The 19,650-nt window shown below is 32.6% G+C and carries 19 protein-coding genes; 6 read left to right on the forward strand and 13 right to left on the reverse strand.

Annotation, left to right across the window (positions count from 1 at the left end):
* Positions 1 to 3: 3 nt before the first annotated feature.
* The 11 genes from BLT46_RS03280 to BLT46_RS03330 all read right to left on the reverse strand — a co-directional run bounded on the left by BLT46_RS03280 (position 4) and on the right by BLT46_RS03330 (position 12,342).
* Positions 4 to 1,182, reverse strand: a complete 1,179-nt coding sequence (locus tag BLT46_RS03280; protein WP_176770713.1) for a glycosyltransferase family 4 protein — start codon at positions 1,180 to 1,182, stop codon at positions 4 to 6.
* Positions 1,182 to 2,549 (reverse strand): phenylacetate--CoA ligase family protein, encoded by a 1,368-nt coding sequence (locus BLT46_RS03285; protein WP_090406156.1) that lies wholly within the window; start codon positions 2,547 to 2,549, stop codon positions 1,182 to 1,184. Before BLT46_RS03285 ends, BLT46_RS03280 begins: the two co-directional genes overlap by 1 nt.
* Complete coding sequence (locus BLT46_RS03290; RefSeq protein ID WP_090406159.1) at positions 2,530 to 3,702, reverse strand: O-antigen ligase family protein; 1,173 nt, start codon at positions 3,700 to 3,702, stop codon at positions 2,530 to 2,532. The genes BLT46_RS03285 and BLT46_RS03290 overlap by 20 nt, the downstream gene beginning before the upstream one ends.
* Positions 3,692 to 4,825, reverse strand: a complete 1,134-nt coding sequence (locus BLT46_RS03295) for a glycosyltransferase (protein WP_090406162.1) — start codon at positions 4,823 to 4,825, stop codon at positions 3,692 to 3,694. The genes BLT46_RS03290 and BLT46_RS03295 overlap by 11 nt, the downstream gene beginning before the upstream one ends.
* Before the next feature lie 41 nt (positions 4,826 to 4,866).
* A complete protein-coding gene (locus BLT46_RS03300; protein ID WP_090406165.1) occupies positions 4,867 to 5,880 on the reverse strand; it encodes an ATP-grasp domain-containing protein in 1,014 nt (337 codons plus the stop codon).
* 27 nt (positions 5,881 to 5,907) lie between these two features.
* Positions 5,908 to 7,059, reverse strand: a complete 1,152-nt coding sequence (locus BLT46_RS03305; RefSeq protein ID WP_090406168.1) for a CapA family protein — start codon at positions 7,057 to 7,059, stop codon at positions 5,908 to 5,910.
* Positions 7,040 to 8,236 carry a flippase gene (locus BLT46_RS03310; protein WP_176770714.1) on the reverse strand — a complete coding sequence of 399 codons (1,197 nt, stop codon included), beginning with the start codon at positions 8,234 to 8,236 and terminating at the stop codon, positions 7,040 to 7,042. The genes BLT46_RS03305 and BLT46_RS03310 overlap by 20 nt, the downstream gene beginning before the upstream one ends.
* Before the next feature lie 44 nt (positions 8,237 to 8,280).
* The gene (locus BLT46_RS03315; RefSeq protein ID WP_090406175.1) at positions 8,281 to 9,627 is read right to left on the reverse strand and encodes a nucleotide sugar dehydrogenase; all 1,347 of its coding nucleotides are present in this window, start codon (positions 9,625 to 9,627) and stop codon (positions 8,281 to 8,283) included.
* A 58-nt stretch (positions 9,628 to 9,685) separates the two neighbouring features.
* Positions 9,686 to 10,660, reverse strand: coding sequence for an SDR family oxidoreductase (locus tag BLT46_RS03320; RefSeq protein WP_090406178.1), 975 nt, complete (start codon positions 10,658 to 10,660; stop codon positions 9,686 to 9,688).
* A 485-nt stretch (positions 10,661 to 11,145) separates the two neighbouring features.
* Positions 11,146 to 11,772: a DUF6266 family protein gene (locus BLT46_RS03325; protein ID WP_090406181.1), complete on the reverse strand. Its 627-nt coding sequence runs from the start codon at positions 11,770 to 11,772 to the stop codon at positions 11,146 to 11,148.
* 366 nt (positions 11,773 to 12,138) lie between these two features.
* A complete protein-coding gene (locus BLT46_RS03330; protein WP_090406184.1) occupies positions 12,139 to 12,342 on the reverse strand; it encodes a hypothetical protein in 204 nt (67 codons plus the stop codon).
* A 247-nt stretch (positions 12,343 to 12,589) separates the two neighbouring features.
* On the opposite strand from BLT46_RS03330, the gene BLT46_RS03335 reads away from it, so the two are divergent.
* From BLT46_RS03335 to BLT46_RS13280, 3 genes are all read left to right on the forward strand, one after another.
* Complete coding sequence (locus tag BLT46_RS03335; protein WP_090406187.1) at positions 12,590 to 13,033, forward strand: DUF5675 family protein; 444 nt, start codon at positions 12,590 to 12,592, stop codon at positions 13,031 to 13,033.
* Positions 13,030 to 13,272, forward strand: coding sequence for a hypothetical protein (locus BLT46_RS03340; protein ID WP_090406190.1), 243 nt, complete (start codon positions 13,030 to 13,032; stop codon positions 13,270 to 13,272). The genes BLT46_RS03335 and BLT46_RS03340 overlap by 4 nt, the downstream gene beginning before the upstream one ends.
* A gap of 1,394 nt (positions 13,273 to 14,666) precedes the next feature.
* Positions 14,667 to 14,792 (forward strand): hypothetical protein, encoded by a 126-nt coding sequence (locus tag BLT46_RS13280; protein WP_262492369.1) that lies wholly within the window; start codon positions 14,667 to 14,669, stop codon positions 14,790 to 14,792.
* A gap of 21 nt (positions 14,793 to 14,813) precedes the next feature.
* Here the strand turns inward: BLT46_RS13280 and BLT46_RS03350 are convergent, their stop codons facing one another.
* Positions 14,814 to 15,593: an RteC domain-containing protein gene (locus BLT46_RS03350; RefSeq protein WP_090406196.1), complete on the reverse strand. Its 780-nt coding sequence runs from the start codon at positions 15,591 to 15,593 to the stop codon at positions 14,814 to 14,816.
* A 209-nt stretch (positions 15,594 to 15,802) separates the two neighbouring features.
* Here BLT46_RS03350 and BLT46_RS03355 point away from each other — a divergent pair, with 209 nt between their 5' ends.
* Together BLT46_RS03355 and BLT46_RS03360 are read left to right on the forward strand one after the other, a co-directional pair.
* On the forward strand, positions 15,803 to 16,387 hold the full coding sequence (locus BLT46_RS03355; RefSeq protein WP_245722931.1) for a hypothetical protein: 585 nt from the start codon (positions 15,803 to 15,805) through the stop codon (positions 16,385 to 16,387).
* Positions 16,371 to 17,024 (forward strand): hypothetical protein, encoded by a 654-nt coding sequence (locus BLT46_RS03360; RefSeq protein ID WP_245722932.1) that lies wholly within the window; start codon positions 16,371 to 16,373, stop codon positions 17,022 to 17,024. The genes BLT46_RS03355 and BLT46_RS03360 overlap by 17 nt, the downstream gene beginning before the upstream one ends.
* A gap of 904 nt (positions 17,025 to 17,928) precedes the next feature.
* Here BLT46_RS03360 and BLT46_RS03365 read toward each other — a convergent pair.
* Positions 17,929 to 18,561 carry a hypothetical protein gene (locus tag BLT46_RS03365; protein ID WP_090406206.1) on the reverse strand — a complete coding sequence of 211 codons (633 nt, stop codon included), beginning with the start codon at positions 18,559 to 18,561 and terminating at the stop codon, positions 17,929 to 17,931.
* A gap of 532 nt (positions 18,562 to 19,093) precedes the next feature.
* Between BLT46_RS03365 and BLT46_RS03370 the strand changes: the two genes are divergently transcribed.
* Positions 19,094 to 19,519 (forward strand): acyl-CoA thioesterase, encoded by a 426-nt coding sequence (locus BLT46_RS03370; protein ID WP_090406209.1) that lies wholly within the window; start codon positions 19,094 to 19,096, stop codon positions 19,517 to 19,519.
* Positions 19,520 to 19,650: the final 131 nt, after the last annotated feature.

Raw genomic sequence — 19,650 nt, forward strand, 5'->3', positions numbered from 1 at the left:
TTACTAATTCTTTGAACCCTCGTATTCCTTTATTAATCTATTATATTCTTCTAATAAGGCATTCCAAACTACCTGCTGTTCGTAACGCTCTGTAATCATTCGTCGACTATTTTCTTTTAACTGCTTATAGTACTCTTTATCATTTACAAATTTAAGCATCTCAAACTCTATAGCTTCCGTATTTTTTACTGGAATAATACTACCATTTTTATCCTGCACTATAATTTCATTACAGCCATTTATATTAGATACAATACTTGGTAATCCCATCGCACCTGCTTGCATTACTACATTCGGAAACCCTTCTCTATAACTTGGAAAAACTAACGCATCCGAAATTGCAAAATATGGCCGTACATCCTTTTGAAAACCAACAGAAATAATATATTTATTAATTTCTATTTCCTCTAAAGTACTATTACGCAAAGGATCTAATTCACTTTCTAATGGACCCACTAATAGTAATTTTACATTTGAGCTCTTTTTACAAATATTTTTAAAAGCATGAACTAATTCATTTATACCTTTATCTCCTACTAAACGCCCTACAAATACAAATACAAAATCTTCTTGTTTTATATCTAGGGATTCTTTTAATTTTACTAACTCTTCTTTATTAAGTACATCTCTATTAAAAAATGAAGTATTAATACCGTTAGAACTACCATCAGCAATTACATCAAGCTTAGAAACAGAAGTAAATTTTTCTGACACTATAAAATTATACAATCCTTTTGAATTAGGATATACTTTAGTAGCCGAAGAATAAGTCAGTTTTTCTACAAAATTTAGAATACTACGTTTAATTCCTGTTGCTTCCATTAAAGGCAATCCTGCAACTGTGTGTAAACGAATTGGAACCCTCGCTAATTTAGCCCCTAACATCCCGACAATACCTGCCTTCGGTGTATGAGAATGCACTATTAAAGGCTTTTCTACTTTACATAGTTTATAAAAATTCCATAAGGATTTTAAATCTTTAATAGGAGAAATTGTACGAGTCATTTCAAGTGGCACAACTCGTATTCTTTCTTCATTATGTACATCATTTAACTCTTTTCCTTCAGATGAAACTCCTACTACATTAAACCCCTTTTCAGACATAAACTTATGTTGCCCTTTCAATAGAGTTTTTAAAGATATTGGAACTGTTGTAATCCTAATGATTTTACTCTTATGCATTATGATATTAGATGCTTTATATTATTTTTTACAATTCTAAACTTTCCACTCTTTTCTACAGGAATTTCTTTTACATAAGATATATTCAAATTCATACTATTTCCAATTCTATCACGCCAATTTCGTACAAATCGACTTTCAATTTCCTTAGAGTAAATTTTAGTATCTATTTCCAATAAAATATCAATACTATCTAGTTTATTCTGAATTACTTGAAACCTTATAATCCCTTTTGTATCTTTCAAAGTATTTGAAACGTTCCCTAAATTTATTTTTCCATTCTCAGGAGAAAAAACAAAATCATCAATCCTACCTAAGATTTCTTTTACCAATGGATTATTATTTCCACAAGAACACTTCTTTAACTTATCCTCCAAAGTAATAGAATCACCAATGTCATAGCGTATCAAAGGAGTAGCTTCTGTTGTAAAAGAAGTTATCACTAACCTACCTGTATGTGAAGGTTCATTATTATCATCTAAAACCTCAAAAACACCACTTTGTAATTCTAAATGTAAATTCCCTTCACTACATTCAAATATAAATGGAGCCCCCTCAGATGAAGCATATTGATTATAAATTTTACATTTAAAAAAACTTTCTATACATTCTCTCATCTCGTCTGTAATCGTCTCTGCTGTAGGAAAAATAGCTTTAGTAACCCCTACCGGATAACTGTACCTATGCTTTAAACCATATTTAGCTATTTCTAAGATAGTAGAAGGAAAACCAACAAAATACTCAGGTTGAAATTTTATTAAATCCTCTACGTAATACCTTAAATACTCCTCCTTAATATGAAAAGTTGAATAATAACGTACTTTATATAAATAATCTGTTTTCCAAAACCTATTTTTACTTAAATCTCTTACGTTTAATAAGTCTTTACCTGAAAACCACGCTGTTCTTTTCCCTAATTTATAACCAAACCTATTTCTAAAATCATCTAACATAGCGAAACGCTCTTGCATATTATTTCGACTATAAATTACCTCAAGTGACTTGCCAGTTGTACCACCTGTTTTAGAGACGATACCCTTACTTACATCAATCGTATAAAATTCTTTAATATTATTACGTAAAACTTCTTTGCTAATTATAGGCAATCTAGAAATATCTTTTAAATCAACAATATTGTACTTCGAATAATAATTAGAATTGGCTATTGCCTCTTTCAAAAAAGTACTAAACCTAATAGCTTGATAATTCCTTAAAACTTCGACTGATAAATCTCTATTATTCTCAAATTTTTTAAAATAATTTCTATACTCTCCACCATAACGTTGTCTATAAGCCAAAAAATTAAATATTGAAATTAAACAATTTTGAAAAAAATCAGGTAATAACTTATAAAATTTTTCTTTCATTTGATAAATGATTTGAGATTATTAGAATAGAAAGGACCCAAATCCAAAACTGAATCTGAGAAAACGAATGCGTCCCCATAAGCAATAAAAAAAAATAAAATATTACACCAACATTTGTCCTAAAAGACACTAACAGAAAGAATAAAACCAATAAAAAAACTCCACCTAATAAATAACCTTGTTCAATAAATAAAGCAGAATAAGTAGATCCTTTATCATCATTTACATCCATATTTGCGTATCCAATACCAAATATCATTTGCGAGTCTGTCAAATCACTTAAAACTTTCTCTGTATTACCAACTCTATATTGATAAGAACTACTTTCTTTATAATTTAATGCTTTATTAAAAATATATTCAAAATCTACAATATTAGTACTCCATACAAAAAAACCAATAAATATAGAAGAAAACACAGCGATTACCTTATGCCACAAATGTGATTTGGAATAATAAAAAAAGAAAACTCCAATAAAAAACAATAAATAAATCAATCCAGAAGCAGACATTGACAATAACACACTACATAAAATTACAACATCAAAAAAAACAATTCTACGTTTATAATACACATATATACTCATAAATGTTAGAATAAACAAAGAATAGGAAGCTGGTTCTGAATACAAACCAGAAGCTCTAATCGAAGTATCAATACTAAACTGCCCCCCTGTATTTCTAGATTCATTACCTGTGATTGGTTTTATAAGATCAATATATATTCCTGCTACCCTAAACATTAAAAACTGCAAATAAAAAAACAACGCATGTAAATAGATCGTATATTTAACACCTACAATCAAACCAGAAACGTTACGTATAAAGAAAGCAAAAAACAGTATTGAATACAATACAGCAATATATGTACCAAGAATACGAGGTACATGAATAGCTGTTGAATTATTTAAAATACTTATAACAAAAGATATAGTAACATAACAGACAAAAAAAACAAAAAAAACACCCAATTCTTTAATATCTGTAAAGTCAATTTTTTGATTTCTACAACACCTAATCAAAATAAAAAGACTTACAAAGTCAAAAATTCTTATTCCTCCTAAAGATGGAAAATAGAAACTTAATAAAGAACCTAAAAAAACAATCAGAATCTCATTTCTATTTTCTTTGATTTCAGCAAAATTAAACATCATTTAAAACAGTCCTTAATTCATTATATATATTATCCAAAGAATAATGATCTGCTCTTTCCAAACTTTTACTTGACAGCTCTAAAAACAATTCTTTATTCGTACATAATTCTTTTATAGCTAATGATAGCCCTATACTATCATCAGTATTTATTAAAATTCCATACTTTCCAATATAAAATTCCCCTCTAGGTATAATCATACTTCTATTTTCATTTAAAATTTCTAAAGGACCTGACATACAATTTGTTGCTATCACAGGTAATCCTGCAGCCATAGCTTCCACTAAAACATTTGGAAAGCCTTCAGAATTAGAAGTTAATACAAAAAAAGATGCTCTACTCATAAACTCACTAACATTTTTAACGACGCCTTTAAAAAAAACATTATTCAAATTATTAACTACAACATACTCTTCAAGCATCTGTCTTAACGTACCATCTCCTAAAAAAGTTACTTTTAAATTACTAATATTAACTACTTTTAAAGCTTTCAATAAAAGTAATGGGTTTTTAATATTTGCTAGTTTTCCAACATAAATAATATCTATTACTTCTGGCACTTTAAAACTTTCGGTATTAATTCCCAATAATTCAACAGGATTAAAGATAACTTTCATCGGTATTTTAACACCAAAATTTCTTTTTAAATCATAATTGATGTGCTCTGAATTAGAAAACAATAAATCTGCTTTATTATATACTATTGGAAATAAAATTTTATATAACCTAAACCTAATAATATTAGACTTATAAGCAATAGAAGGATAACATCTTTCACTAATAACGACCTTAATATTAGAATTAAAAAACTTCATAAATCCATTAATTAGATTAGGTCGTGTTAAAAAAGACAAACTAATATCTATATCGTTTTTCTTTAAAAAAAAAGCATATTTAAAAATTATCTTTAAAAAATTAAAACTTTTTAAAAAAGAGCTTCCTTCGTTCTTTCCTAAGACAATAACTTTAACTCCTCCTGGGATATTAAAATGAATATTATCATTCATTAATACCAAATAAACATTATACTCTAAATACAATTTTTTAAGTAGTAAACTAATAACCTTCTCTGCTCCTCCTGATGACAAATTAATTGCAAAAACAGCAATATTTCTTTTACCCATAACTACAATTTCTAACTAACCATTACAAACTACTAATTAAATTACAACTTACCGAATATCCAATCAAGTCCATTAAATTTAATGTTTCTATGATATATACCATCGGAAGTCCAATAACCATAATCAAATTCATCATCATCAACACCATAACAATAAGAGTTCTCAATAACATAAAGTTTTCCGTCTCTATTGTCTCTCACAATATCCAAAGCACAAGCTTGTAACTGTAATTTCTCCGCTACATCAAAAGCAAATAAAATAACTTCTTTATTTAACAAAGGTGTATTATGCTCGATATTATTACTCCCAGAGGCTCTAAAATCATTCTCACGCGTATGACGAATCATTGCAACTGCCTTATCACCAGTTATCTCAATTCTAATATCATAACCATCATTAGGAATAAATTCTTGAAAATAGATATATCCTTTTTGATCTGGCAACAAATGAGCATTAAACTTTTTAGGAATTAAAAATAATCCGCAATACTTAGCTACATCATAAAAAGAAGCTTTGTTTCTTAAAAATAATTTAAACTTATCTTTTGCTAAACCAAAGTAATCAAATGCTTTAAAGCCTTTTCCAAAAGCTTTTTTTACTAAGCGTTTGGCTTCTGCTTCACTTTTTACCATTTTAACATTAGAACTTCCTGCCCCTCCTCTTAACTTAAAAATCTTAGGAAAGCTTGTCTTATTAATCCAATCAAAAGCACTTTCTTTATCATAAAACACAAATGCCTCTGCAGCTGGTATATTATGAGCCTCAAATAAATACTTTTGTCCCAATTTATCATCAAAATGCCATGCTGTATTAAAATTAGGAAAGACTTTTTTACCCGATTGCTCTAAGGCAAAAAGCAATTGTTTAGCAAAATTTACATCTCTATAGTTTCCATGATTATGATGCCACATAAAAACATCACAATCAAATAATTGTTCTATAATGTCATTATCATAAGCATTAACTTCTTTGAATTCTACATTATTCTCTTTACAATATTTTATCCATCTTTTTGAATATTCTGAAGACGTACTTTTATGTATAGCTATTTTCAATTTATTTTTTTTTATATTAAATTTTAACTATTTTTTACTTAAGTAATCAAACAACAAATCACGATGTGACTCACAACGTGCTAAATTCAAAAACACCTTTTTTTTCTTATCTGAAAAAAAACTTGGTAATAGTCCTCTACGATAAAGACCTCTCAAAATCCTATTACTATAAGGTTGCATATAAACTTCATATTCAATCTGTCTGCTATTTGACAATTTAGCAAATTCTTCAACTAATAAATCATCACAGTCTATGATTGTATTTAAAAAATTGATTTTTTCATTAAAAATTACCCTCTCAGTTTCCTCTAATAATTCAATACCAGGATTGTCTTTCATTCCTTGTTTATAGGGTATAATCTCAAAATCTATTTTCTTACCTAAACCAACTTTCAAAAATACTCCATAACCATAGTTCCACTCATTATCATTCAATCCTACCCAATCAAATGAAAAGTTTCCTAAACCATAAAAAATAGGAGCTCCATTATAATTTTCAAACCCACTAAAACAATGTGAATGATGACAAATAATACTATCAACTCCACAATCAACAAAATAATGAAAAAGCCTTTTCATTCTTGGACTTGGCAATTGGTATCCTTCATGACCTCCGTGATAAACTATTATAACTAAATCCGCTTCTTTTTTAGCTTCTTTTATAACATATGTATTATCTATAATATCTAAACCATAAGCCCCATATTCCTCATTTACTGTGGTTGAAAACTCATTTTCAGTAATATTTATAATACCTATTTTTCCAACTTCACTTTCAATATAAAAAATCTTTCTCGCCTCATTAATTCCAAAACCAGCGCCAACATAATCAAGTGCATTTTTTTTAATACAATTAATTGTGGAAGAAACACCTTCTTCTCCAAAATCCTTAATATGATTATTCGCTAATGTTAATAAATTAAAACCCGCTTCCTTTAGAACTCGAATCGCTTTTTCATTTGTTGATAAAGCAGGTCCAACCTTATTTATTGCGATCTTATTTTCTGGCTCAATTGGACATTCCAAATTTACAACTGAATAATCTACAGAATCCAAAACTTCTTTTAAATTACCGAAAATTTGACTAACATCTTCATTATTAATCAAATCTCTCACACGATTATTCGGACAAAAATCACCACTAAAAAATATCTTCATATTAAATCTTCCTTTTTGCATAATACATAGTTAATAATCCTCTCAATGCCCATATTGAAGTTATAGCTATAGCAGCTCCTATAAAAGAATACTTCTTAACCAAGATCCAAGAAAGTCCTAAACCAAGAATAGAACAAACTAACACAATATTCCTTAAAACATGTTCCCTGCCTTTTAAAACCAAATAATTTGTACCATAAGCATTCATCATAAAAATAAATATCGGTGAAATCGACATAATTCTAATTACTATAACTGCATCTACAAAATCATTATTATAGAAAACACTTACAATCAAAGGTGCTAAAAAATAAAGTCCAACTGAAATAATTAAACTTAATATTAGACTTATTCTTTCAAAAATAGAATGCTTTTCAAGTTTTCTTGCTAAATATGGATAAAATGCTCTTGATAAAACATTTGTAAACTGTTGGCTTAATCCGATAAACTTATTCCCTGCATCAAAGATACCTGTCGAAACTCTTCCCCAATAATTTCCTAAAAAAATTGTAGACATATTTGTATATAAATTCGGAAGTATTAAAGAAATAAACATATCAGTACTCCCTTTTAAAGATATAATAATTTCTTTTACTGAAACACGAACTAAAGAATATCCTAACCTTTTTATAAAAAAAAATGCTAAAATACCAACAATAAGAAAGCCAGCACCATTAATTAACGGAATATAAACATAATCATTCCCTGATTTCACTACTATAAAAATTAGCAATGTAAAAATTAATTTAATTATTGTTGATAATATAGCACTATATTTCATTTTCTCTAAACCTTGAAAAAGCCATTCTGGATACAAAATATATCCTGGAATAATTGAAAAAGTAAATAATAGTATCTTTCTATTACGTTCAAACTCAGGTATCATAAAAATTAATAATACTAAAATTATAAAACCTAAAACCATTAAAATCAACTTTGAAAAAAAAATAGTTGAATATACTTTAGATACTTCTTCTTTATTTTCACGAATTCTAGAAATATCTCTAACACCAGTATAATTATATCCATAATCAACTAATGTCTGAAAAAAGACAATTACTGCAGAAGCAAATGCAATCTCTCCGAAATATGCTACACCAATTACTTTTGCTATATAAGGTAAAGTTAATAAGGGTAAAATATACCCAACAACTTGTAATAAAGACAAAGAAAGAAAGTTTTCCAATAAAACTTTCACATCCTTATTCTTTAACTGTTGTTTTATTTTTTTTAAAATACTCACTACAATCTACAATCTACACCTTCAGTTAAAGCTCCTTTTACATCATAAACCACAGACACCTCTTTTTTCAAAGGTTCTAAGTCTAATGCTACTAATTCATTATGAGATACACCTAAAACAATAGCATCATAACGTTTATTAGCAGTTGGGTAACGGTGATCATCTGATTGATCTACTTTTGGTGTAACTTCTTCTAATGTAGTATGGCTCACTACACCATATTCGTGCATAACCTCTGCTGGGTTAGCCCACGGGTCATAAGTTGTTACTTTTACGCCATAATCTTCCAATGCAGCAATTACATCTACAATCTTCGTATTACGAACGTCTGGACAGTTTTCCTTAAATGTTACTCCTAACATTAATACTTCTGCTTTGCTAACATTGATTCCTTTTTTAATCATTGTTTTTACAACTTGAGAAGCTACATACTCTCCCATTGAATCGTTTAAACGACGTCCTGCTAAGATGATTTCTGGGTGGTACCCTTTTTCCATCGCTTTTTGAGCTAAGTAATATGGGTCAACTCCAATACAGTGTCCTCCTACTAATCCTGGTTTGAATGGTAAGAAGTTCCACTTCGTTCCTGCTGCTTCTAATACAGCGTGTGTATCTATATCTAATAGATTAAATATTTTTGCTAATTCGTTTACAAAAGCAATATTGATATCACGTTGCGAGTTCTCAATTACTTTTGCCGCTTCTGCTACCTTAATTGTTGGTGCTAAATGCGTTCCTGCTGTAATAACAGCTTTGTAAATATCATTTACTACTACCCCAATCTCTGGTGTAGAACCTGATGTTACTTTTAATATTTTTTCTACCGTATGTTGCTTATCTCCAGGGTTGATACGCTCTGGCGAGTATCCTCCATAAAAATCTTCATTGAATTTCAATCCTGAAACTCTTTCTAATACAGGCACACACTCTTCTTCTGTTACACCAGGATATACAGTTGATTCGTAAATTACGATATCTCCTTTTTTTAACACTTTACCTACTGTTTCAGACGCTTTGTATAAAGGTGTTAAGTCAGGGCGATTGTGTTTATCTACTGGCGTAGGTACTGTTACAATATATACGTTACAATCTGCAATATCTCCTAAGTCATAACTACAAAATAAACCATTAGTAACTTCTCCAATTGTTGGATTACTTTCTACTAAAGCAGCTTTTAAAATATCATCAGCTACTTCTAACGTACTGTCTTTTCCTTCTCTTAATTCAGCAATACGCCCTTTGTTGATGTCAAATCCTACTGTAGGAAATTTTGTACCAAATAATCTCGCTAATGGTAATCCTACATATCCTAATCCTATTACAGCTATTTTATGTTGTGTGCTCATACGGCTATTGTATATTTTGTTATTCTATTTTTATTATTTTCTTAATTGTACACTTTCCTTAAAGCATTTCTTTATGACTCCAATACCACTTTACAGCTTCTCTTAATCCTTCTTTAATTACGTGCGTTGGCTCATATCCTAATAAAGTTCTTGCTTTATCTACAGAAGCTAATGAGTGAGGAATATCTCCTACTCTATTTGGTCCGTGTTTAATCTCTACGTTTGCAATTTCTGCATCGTAATCTATTAAAAACTCTTTTAAATAACCTACTAATTGGTTTAAGGTAGTTCTATCTCCTACTGCTGTGTTATACACAGTATTTACAGCTTCTGGATTTGTAGTAAGCATTGCACGTTCATTCATCTGAATTACGTTATCAATGTAAGTGAAGTCACGAGAATAATCCCCTGTTCCGTTGATTGTTGGGCTTTCGTGTTGTATAAATTGCTTTACAAACAATGGAATAACTGCCGCATAAGCGCCTCTTGTATTTTGACGACGTCCGAATACGTTGAAGTAACGCAATCCTATGATTTCCATTCCATAGGTTTTAGCAAAAACATCTGCATATAACTCGTTTACATACTTTGTAACAGCATAAGGAGAAAGTGGTTTTCCAATTACATCCTCTACTTTTGGTAAAGCGGCAGAATCTCCATAAGTTGAAGAACTTGCTGCATATACAAAACGCTTAATCTTAGCGTCTCTTGCTGCTACTAACATATTTAAAAACCCTGATACATTCACATCATTACTTGTGATTGGATCATTTACAGAGCGTGGTACTGAACCTAATGCTGCTTGGTGCAACACATAGTCCATTCCTTCTACTGCTTTGCGACAAGTTTCTAAATCACGAATATCTCCTTCAAGCAGTTCATAATTTTCATTGCTCATAAAAGATTCGATATTGTGTTTGTATCCTGTAGCGAAGTTGTCTAAACAACGTACAAAATATCCTTTATTCAAAAAGTACTCCGTTAAATTGGAACCTATGAATCCAGCTCCACCTGTGATTAAAATCTTAGTCATTTTCTTTTTTTTATATAACGTATTTCCGTGATAAATAGTCTAACAAATGCTGTTAAATTGCCAATTATAGGCATCGTTCACATCTTGTCAAGCTACAAATGTACACTTTTTAAAAACTTTTTCTCAATTAAAAACACCCTTTTTCAGTGAAGTAGTACTTTTCTTGAGGGAGTATATTTAAGACATGAATTCCTTGAAATGACACATCATTCAATACCTTTTAACAGGTTTAAAATGTTTATTTTTTGTTTTTAAGCTTATTAAAGTGTTTTAATGTATTTTTTAAGATAAATATTAAGTGAAACGTGAAAACGGGAACCGAGAACCGATGACCGAAAACCGATGACCGAAAACCGAAAACCGATATGCGTGATACGTGATACGTAATGCGTGATACGTAATGCAGGAACGGGAAACAAAAAAGAAGGTTCACCACATAAGGTGAACCTTCTCAATTAAACAATCAAACTACTATGGGCTATTGACTACACAATACCTACGTACATACTTGTACTACACTGATCGCCTTTTGTAACAACAAGCCATACTTCATTTTCATTTGCTTTCCACTCCTCTGCTAAAACAACTGTCATATTACCCTCATCGCGACTTGCAGAGATCTGCTCTGGTAAAAACATCTTGTGAACTTTGTTGTAAACAATAGCGGTAACTCTGTCGTCTCCTTTGCTTAGGTTATTGCTTACGCCGCTTGTCCACTCAATGGTAAGATTACGGTTTTCTAATTCGTAGTTGCTTACACGAACATTGTCTAATACTCCTTTTGTAATTACTACCTTAGAATAGTTGATCTCAAATTCTCCGCTTTGTGATTCTTCAATCGTTTCTAACAAGTGATACGACATCGCTAAGTTGGTTCTCGATTTAACGCCTTGGTATTGTCCAAAATACTTGCTTGTTAGGGCAAATAACGGGCTCAAAAAGTTGGCTACTAATTTGAACTTGGTACGCTGAACTAATTGTTTGGCACTTGGTGCTTTTCTGCTTTTTCGAGGTACTGATCTCAAAATGTTTTTACCTCTCCAGTTTGCTCCTACAACTGTTCCTACTTTTCCTCTTACAGGTCCTAAAATTCCTTTTTCTGATTCTGCCATGATAATGGTTTTTTTAAAAATTAATAAATAATAATTGCGTCCTTATCTAGTAGCTACTCTTTGATTCTGAACTCATTGCAAACCTACGGCGACTTTTTAAAACTTTTTTATCGCCCTTCCGCGTTTGTCCTTTTTCTTCCGTTCTTTTCCCTTTTTTTCCGTTCTTTTCCTTTTTTTTCCGTTCTCGTCTCGAACTTTATATTGCATTGCTTTTTGTAAGGCGTACAAATTGTGTTAAACGTAACTGATAGGTAACATTCTTCGCTAAAATTCAAGATTTAATCGGGAAGCCTGCCCCTTTTCCGAACGACTTGCGAACAAGTCTAAATTCGTTCTCGACTAAAACCACTTTTAATCTCCTTTTTGTTACCTCAATCGATCTAATACTTCTGACTCGTCTAAATTCATATAGGCACAAAATTCAACATAGGTGATGATGGCTTTTTGGGGCTTGCCATAAAACTCGCGAATGTCTCTTAATATGCGTAAAGAGGTTTTGTAACTACGCCCTGTTATTAGGGATACATCGTTTGCAAATACACATAATCTCTCTGTTGGATTTTTTTTCATATCATTTGTTTTTGAATTCTGACCACTAATTTAAGTGTTTAATTAACAGCTTTTTACTTGTCTCGTTCTAATCCATATACGAGACCAGAAGGGCAAAAAATGGAAATTTTGGGAAGTTTTAGGAAAAGAATGGAACTTATTTCCCTTGCCTAAAAATTGCTCAAAAAACCGTTGCACTTTTGTGCTGTACCTGATCGTTATGCCGCCTTGTTCTAAGGTTAATAACGGTTGCTAAAAACTATTTTTTATGAAAATAAATATTCGCTTGTACCGCGTTTACTTAAACAAGGCTACGCACGGACTTTTGCAAATTAATGGAAGGTCTATTTGCCTGACTATTGAACTGCCTTGGGCGGCTAACCAAAGGTCTATCTCTTGTATTCCAGAGGGTAGATATATACTTAAAAATCGCTTTAGCCCACGGTTTAAAGAGCATATTGAGGTGCTGAATGTGCCCGACCGATCGTTTATTTTGTTTCACCCTGCTAATAATGCGATGCGCGACTTAAGGGGGTGTATTGCTCCGGTGAGTGAGATTGCAAATGAGGGGTGGGGAGTGAATTCCAGAATTGCAATGAGTAAATTATTGAATAAGCTGAAGGCGAATTTGCCTTCCGGAAATGTGACCCTTACCGTGCTTGAAGCTACGGATGAAAAAATTGTAAAAATTATTAAAAAAGGAAAATTATGAGTGAAATTGTTGATCGTGCGATTGCACCTACGCCAAAGTTTTTTAAAACCTTGCGTACTATTGGATTAAGTCTTGTTGCAGTTAGTGGGGGTATTTTAGCCGCTCCGGTAGCATTACCTGCTGCATTAACCACACTTGCTACATACCTCGCGGTGGCCGGGGGTATTGCTTCTGCTGTTAGTCAAGTAACAGTAGAAGACGGTAGTGTCAAGTCAAAAAAAAGACTCGATGAAAAATAGTTCTGGTTTAAAAAGTGGTATCCTAACGGGTATCACTTTTGCACTTATACCCAACCTACAATGGCACGATGTAGTAAAAACCATTGTTCTCGCCTGTATCGGAGCCGTAGTAAGTGCAATAGTATCATTTGCTATCCAGCAATTAAAATCATGGCTCAAAAAAAGCTGATTTTAAACCAACCCAATCCCCCCTCGTTCATTGACATATCGTTTTTTTTTGTTATCGGTTATCGGTTTCCCATTATCGGTTCCCGGTTTTCGGTTATCGGTTTTCGGTTTCCCATTATCGTTTCCCATTATCGGTTTCCCATTATCGGTTTCCCATTATCGGTTTCCGTTGTCGGTTATCGGTTATCGGTTACCCATTATCGGTTTCCCGTTGTCGGTTATCGGTTATCGGTTTCCCATTATCGGTTCCCGGTTTTCGGTTATCGGTTTTCGGTTTCCCATTATCGGTTTTCCATTATCGGTTTCCGTTGTCGGTTATCGGTTTTCCATTATCGGTTTCCGTTGTCGGTTATCGGTTATCCGTTGTCGGTTCCCCGTTGTCGGTTATCGGTTTCCATTATCGGTTACCCGTTTTCGGTTTTCGGTTATCGGTTACCCGTTTTCGGTTTTCGGTTATCGGTTTCCCATTATCGGTTTCCGTTGTCGGTTATCGGTTATCCGTTGTCGGTTCCCCATTATCGGTTCCCCATTATCGGTTTCCATTATCGGTTACCCGTTTTCGGTTTTCGGTTATCGGTTTCCCATTATCGGTTCCCCATTATCGGTTATCGGTTCCCGGTTTCCCATTATCGGTTTTCCATTATCGGTTTCCGTTGTCGGTTATCGGTTTCCCATTATCGGTTTCCGTTGTCGGTTATCGGTTATCGGTTCCCCATTATCGGTTTCCATTATCGGTTACCCGTTTTCGGTTTTCGGTTATCGGTTTCCCATTATCGGTTTCCGTTGTCGGTTATCGGTTATCCGTTGTCGGTTCCCCGTTGTCGATATTTTATTGGATTGCCCACCACCACCAATGTAGGGGCGAATTATTATTCGCCCGCACGGCATACGACACAACGTAAATCACGTATATCGGTTATCGGTTCCCGGTTTCCCATTAGCGGTTATCGGTTTCCGGTTTCCATTAATATACAAATACATCACAATTTAACCGATGCGTCAAACTGACGGAACATCATTAATGTACAAAAACGTCAAAAATCAGACGGAGCGTCTGGGCGGCCTTATTTGTTTAGCGAGCGTCAAACAGCATGCAGACACCGCAAAATGAAAAATGGCGTAACGCAGTGGAGCTCGTATTTTTTCATTTAGGTGTCAAATGCAAGTTTGACCGCTAAAGAAATAGAGCCTTGATTTTTTTGTTTCGTTTTTTTATCAAGAAAAAAATGAAAAGAGAAGAAAACAGAAAAGCGCAGCTTTTCAAAAGAAAGGTTGAAAGCACAGCTTTCAAAAAAGAAAAGAAAAGAAAAGAAATAGAAAAACGTAGTTTTTCAAAAAGAAAGAAAGATTGAAAGCGCAGCTTTCAAAAAACATTAAAAATCATTAACCTTTACCGTTAACTGTAACCTATCAAACAAAGTATCCTTCACCTCCTTGCGATTTTTAAAATTATAAACCAGCGAGCTAAGTTGTTTTTGAATTTTCATATTAAACATAACATCAAAAGCAGACACAACCTCACTCTTTGTGCAATTTCCCTTATTAATAAGCTTTAATTCAACCAAACCATTTATTAAAAGTGCGAGATCAGTATTAGAACCCGTCCACTTTAATGTAGTATTTAAATCATTAAAATTCTTAAACTTAAAAATAGTAGCATTAATATAAGGAATAATCACTTCATTAACTTCAAAATTCGCAATGATATAAGAGGGATTTGTAGGATCTAAACTTGCATAAGTACTAGGATCGTGATTAACATAATAGATCTCATCTCTGGTTGTTAATTCACAAACATAATACCCGTGTAAGTCCATATTATCACACTTAACTTGGTGACAAGTGCTGATTGCTTTCTTGTAAAATCCTATCGACTCTTCTAAAATAACAGGCTTATAATAAGTCATTTCGATGTATTTAACGAGTAAACAATAATGTTTTATCCATTTTACGAGCACTTTTTTGTAAAATTTGATTTCATTTTGAACAGAAGAGAAACTTTTAGTCTGAATTTGGAAATCTAAGTCTGCAAACTGCTTTTGATAACTTATTTTTAAAAGATTTATCTCTTTTTCATCAAGTTCAAAAAACATCTGACTTTCGTCTATTAACTTTTTAAATCGCTTCTTTGCTTTTCTTACATAAGCATCCATACTTCTTGTTATATATAAGATTTTAATGCAATAATATAAAAAAACATCTTTAATACAAAACAATTATTTCACTTGTTATTAGATAATTTAATAAACTAAAAATACATATTTAACTTTTAATACAATCTTACGTCAATGTTTATTCTAAAAACCTATTGCTACTTTTGAAGCAGAAATTAAATCTATAAATAATGAATTACATCAAACATTTGTCCCACTGGTTTGAGATAATGCGTATCAGTGAGGAGGTTAAACCTACGCATATTGCTATTTATATAGCGTTGTTCCGAATGTGGAACCAGAGTCGATTTGCACCGGTTTTTATCGTTAATCGGATGGAGTTAATGAACGTGAGTAAGATCGGCAATAAATCGGTTTATAGTGATTGTATGAAGGATCTACATCGCTGGGGATGGATAAAGTATGCGCCGAGCAACTCAAAGTATAGCAATAGTACGGTAACTATGGTCAATTTAACGGATGGTAAATTCTTGAAGTCGGATCAGAAAACGGAGCTTAAAAAGTGGTTGTCGCCTTCGGTTTTGTCTGCTGATACACTAGGTGAAACTAATGCTGATGTGACTGTTAATACCGAGACAAGTAGTGAGACGAGTACAGAGACCAGTAGCCAGACAAGTACAGAGACCAGTAATAATACGAGTAGTGAGACGAGTGTGGGAACGACTATGCAACAAGGTGTGGGACACAATTATAAAACATATAAACAGCAAACGGCTAAAGGAGAAACAAATCAATTAAATAATTTAAAAAGTAAATATGATGAGCAACTTTAATTTAAAATTTACGGATACGTTTACAATCGTGGATAATAAACGCCTTTTTTCTATCAATAAATGTTGGTTGTATCTGGAGCAACAGGGTAAAGCGATTTATGGTTCGCATTTTGTTATTAACAATCATCATAAAAAGGCGTTGTATAAATTGCTGATTTATGCGATTGAGGATCAGGTGGAAATGGATAGATTGGGGCTGAATCCGAATAAGGGTATTTTATTGATGGGCGAAAATTTCACTGGTAAAACGGCAATGATGCGTTTGACACAGGACTTTTACCGCAAAAAGAAAAGATACGACATCAAGTCGTGTCGCTTGTTATCACACAACTTCTTGCTTAACAACGGGTATGAGTCTTTAGTTCCCCTTTTGTCGCCAACAGCTAAGGTGCTGGTGCTTGATAATATGGGAACAGAAAACCCGGTGAAGCATTTCGGGAATACCTGCAATGTGGTGATGGATATTGTTGAGCATTTTTACGAACAACGGTTTGATTTGTCGTACCCTCGTTTGCACATCACAACAACGCTGTCACCTACGGAGATTAGCAAGAAATACGGCGACGGGTTTAGAGCAATGGTCAAAGAAATGTTTAATGTGGTGGTGGTTGCCAGCAACGCCGCTAATGCTGTTTGATTAATGATGTTTACTGCTTTTTCTTTTCACGCATCACGTTTTGTTCTTCTCCTTTCATTTTTGAAAGCTGCGTTTTTCTATTTCTTCTCTTTTCTTTTTGAAAGCTTCGCTTTCAACCTTTACGAAAAATTACATTTTTCTAATGTTCTCTTTTTCATTTTTTTCTTGATAAAAAAACGAAACAAAAAAATCAAGGCTCTATTTCTTTAGCGGTCAAACTTGCATTTGACACCTAAATGAAAAAATACGAGCTCCACTGCGTTACGCCATTTTTCATTTTGCGGTGTCTGCACGCTGTTTGACGCTCGCTAAACAAATAAGGCCGCCCAGACGCATCGTCAGATAAGTGACGTTTTTGTACATTAATGATATTTCCTCAATTAGACGCATCGGTTAAATTGTGTTGTCTTCTTTATAATGGTATTTCATCAATTAGACGCATCGGTTAAATTGTGTTGTCTTCTTTATAATGGTATTTCCTCAATTAGACTCATAGTCAGATAAGTGACGTTTTTGTAGATTAATGATATTTCATCAATTAGACGCATCGGTTAAATTGTGTTGTCTTCTTTATAATGGTATTTCATCAATTAGACACATCGGTTAAATTGTGTTGTCTTCTTTACAATGATATTTCATCAATTAGACGCATCGGTTAAATTGTGTTGTCTTCTTTACAATGATATTTCATCAATTAGACGCATCGGTTAAATTGTGTTGTCTTCTTTATAATGGTATTTCATCAATTTAGACGCATCGTTTTTCACGTTTTACTTTTCACGCATCACGTTTTACGTTTTACGTTTTACGTATATCGGTTCCCCGTTTTCGGTTTCCCGTTTTCAATTATCGGTTCCCAATTGTCGATATTTTACCAGATTGCCCTTAATTGTGTAATGTTGTTTTATTTTTCGTTTAAATTGCGTTTAAAAACGGTATTATTTCTAACATAGGTTCCTTTTTTCCCCATTTTATTGGGTAAAGCATTCCAAAATGTAATAAACGTGTCTGGTCTATATGTATATTCAATATGATCGATACTTGCTGGAAAATTCTCGCTTAACGGCATTGTTTCATTCATATTAATATAAATAGCTAATAGCGATTTATCTTTGTTAATTACAAAATAATCTACTACTGTTCGGTCCGCATTTTCAATGGTTCCAACGTTGTTCTCCCACTTAATCTTAAAGTGATACTCAGCTAACGTTTTCATCATAATAACGACTTCATCCCCTACTATGACAATTTTTTTAGGGGTGACATCCCATAATTTACGGTCAAACCTCTTGTCTAATACACTTCCGTGTGATCTGAAATATGTGCCCTGAAATGTATAGTTATCTAATAGCGATTTCCATTCAAAATAGTAAGTAAACTTTTCGTCTTTAGGCATTACAGGAAGGATTACTCCTGGATCTGGTTCGGGGGGGACTATTTCAGGTGGTGGTTTTGACGGTCCATCGTCACTTTTACTACATCCTATAGCAAACATAGCTAAAAAAGCTAAGGCTAATATTTTAATCTTATAGTACATAATCGCGAGTTTTATACTCAAATTTATTAGTTAAAAAAATACATTATACTAATCAATATCATAGATTAAATAAATAATATTTCATATATTAAATATTTTTAAGCTTATTTATAAAACATACGCCTTTACAATGGACTTTCGAATTTATTCTAAAACTAATGTAAATTACCTCTAAGTGGCTAAAAATTCCTAAGTTTTACAATACTTTGTTATGTCTTAAAAGTGTTGTTTTAAAGGGGGGATCATGTAAATTAGTACGACTATTCTGGCACAAAAGGGAAAAGAACAGCTAAAGAAAGGCAAAATTGACATAAATCTTCTTCTTATTCAACGTGTAGTTATAACAAAAATTTAAACTAATAAAACAGAATACTGCGTATATTTGCAGCTTACTCTACAAAGAGTGTTTCTTGCGTTATTGCGCCTTTTTTGTCTTTTGTTTCCACGGTTATGCCATTGGGTGTATGAAACTAAGAGAATCTTGGATTGCTGCGTACAGATTTTTTAACTTGTAAAAATGAATCATTATACTATGGAAGGTCAATTAACTAGCAGAGAACTGCGTATTCAAAAGAAAATCAAGGATTCTGAAACTCACGTATTTAAAGCGGTTTTCCCTGGGCAAACTAATCACCACAATACGATGTTTGGTGGAGCGGTTATGTATATCATGGATGAAATTGCTTTTATGACGGCTACGCGTTTTTGTCGTAAACCTATTGTTACGGTTTCTAGTGATAAGGTGGATTTTAATCACCCTATTCCAGCTGGTACATTGGTTGAACTGATTGGTACGGTTACGCGTGTGGGTAGAACGAGTTTGGATGTTCGCGTTGATGTGTTCGTAGAAAGTATGTATAGAGAAGGTCGCGAAAAAGCTATTACTGGTTCGTTTACGCTTGTAGCGATTAATGAAAGCAAAAGACCTGTTCCTGTTTTAGACGAGGTGGAGGAATAATCTTATGGCTTGATGCTAAAAATTGAATATATATTAGGGACTGTCAAAGATGATGGTCCTTTTTTTTTGAAAGTGTTGCTTTCAATGTTTCTTTTTTGAAAAACTACGTTTTTCTAATTTCTTTTTTTATG

Origin of the sequence: Myroides phaeus, assembly GCF_900099675.1 — a bacterium.
Classification (GTDB): Bacteria; Bacteroidota; Bacteroidia; order Flavobacteriales; family Flavobacteriaceae; genus Flavobacterium; species Flavobacterium phaeum.

What these genes read in the sequence shown, in the direction of transcription:
- BLT46_RS03280 (WP_176770713.1), bottom strand. Translation starts at nt 1,182, where the DNA reads ATGCATAAGAGTAAAATCATTAGGATTACAACAGTTCCAATATCTTTA.
- BLT46_RS03285 (WP_090406156.1), bottom strand. Translation starts at nt 2,549, where the DNA reads ATGAAAGAAAAATTTTATAAGTTATTACCTGATTTTTTTCAAAATTGT.
- BLT46_RS03290 (WP_090406159.1), bottom strand. Translation starts at nt 3,702, where the DNA reads ATGATGTTTAATTTTGCTGAAATCAAAGAAAATAGAAATGAGATTCTG.
- BLT46_RS03295 (WP_090406162.1), bottom strand. Translation starts at nt 4,825, where the DNA reads ATGGGTAAAAGAAATATTGCTGTTTTTGCAATTAATTTGTCATCAGGA.
- BLT46_RS03305 (WP_090406168.1), bottom strand. Translation starts at nt 7,059, where the DNA reads ATGCAAAAAGGAAGATTTAATATGAAGATATTTTTTAGTGGTGATTTT.
- BLT46_RS03315 (WP_090406175.1), bottom strand. Translation starts at nt 9,627, where the DNA reads ATGAGCACACAACATAAAATAGCTGTAATAGGATTAGGATATGTAGGA.
- BLT46_RS03320 (WP_090406178.1), bottom strand. Translation starts at nt 10,660, where the DNA reads ATGACTAAGATTTTAATCACAGGTGGAGCTGGATTCATAGGTTCCAAT.
- BLT46_RS03325 (WP_090406181.1), bottom strand. Translation starts at nt 11,772, where the DNA reads ATGGCAGAATCAGAAAAAGGAATTTTAGGACCTGTAAGAGGAAAAGTA.
- BLT46_RS03330 (WP_090406184.1), bottom strand. Translation starts at nt 12,342, where the DNA reads ATGAAAAAAAATCCAACAGAGAGATTATGTGTATTTGCAAACGATGTA.
- BLT46_RS03335 (WP_090406187.1), top strand. Translation starts at nt 12,590, where the DNA reads ATGAAAATAAATATTCGCTTGTACCGCGTTTACTTAAACAAGGCTACG.
- BLT46_RS03340 (WP_090406190.1), top strand. Translation starts at nt 13,030, where the DNA reads ATGAGTGAAATTGTTGATCGTGCGATTGCACCTACGCCAAAGTTTTTT.
- BLT46_RS13280 (WP_262492369.1), top strand. Translation starts at nt 14,667, where the DNA reads ATGAAAAGAGAAGAAAACAGAAAAGCGCAGCTTTTCAAAAGAAAGGTT.
- BLT46_RS03350 (WP_090406196.1), bottom strand. Translation starts at nt 15,593, where the DNA reads ATGGATGCTTATGTAAGAAAAGCAAAGAAGCGATTTAAAAAGTTAATA.
- BLT46_RS03360 (WP_245722932.1), top strand. Translation starts at nt 16,371, where the DNA reads ATGATGAGCAACTTTAATTTAAAATTTACGGATACGTTTACAATCGTG.
- BLT46_RS03365 (WP_090406206.1), bottom strand. Translation starts at nt 18,561, where the DNA reads ATGTACTATAAGATTAAAATATTAGCCTTAGCTTTTTTAGCTATGTTT.
- BLT46_RS03370 (WP_090406209.1), top strand. Translation starts at nt 19,094, where the DNA reads ATGGAAGGTCAATTAACTAGCAGAGAACTGCGTATTCAAAAGAAAATC.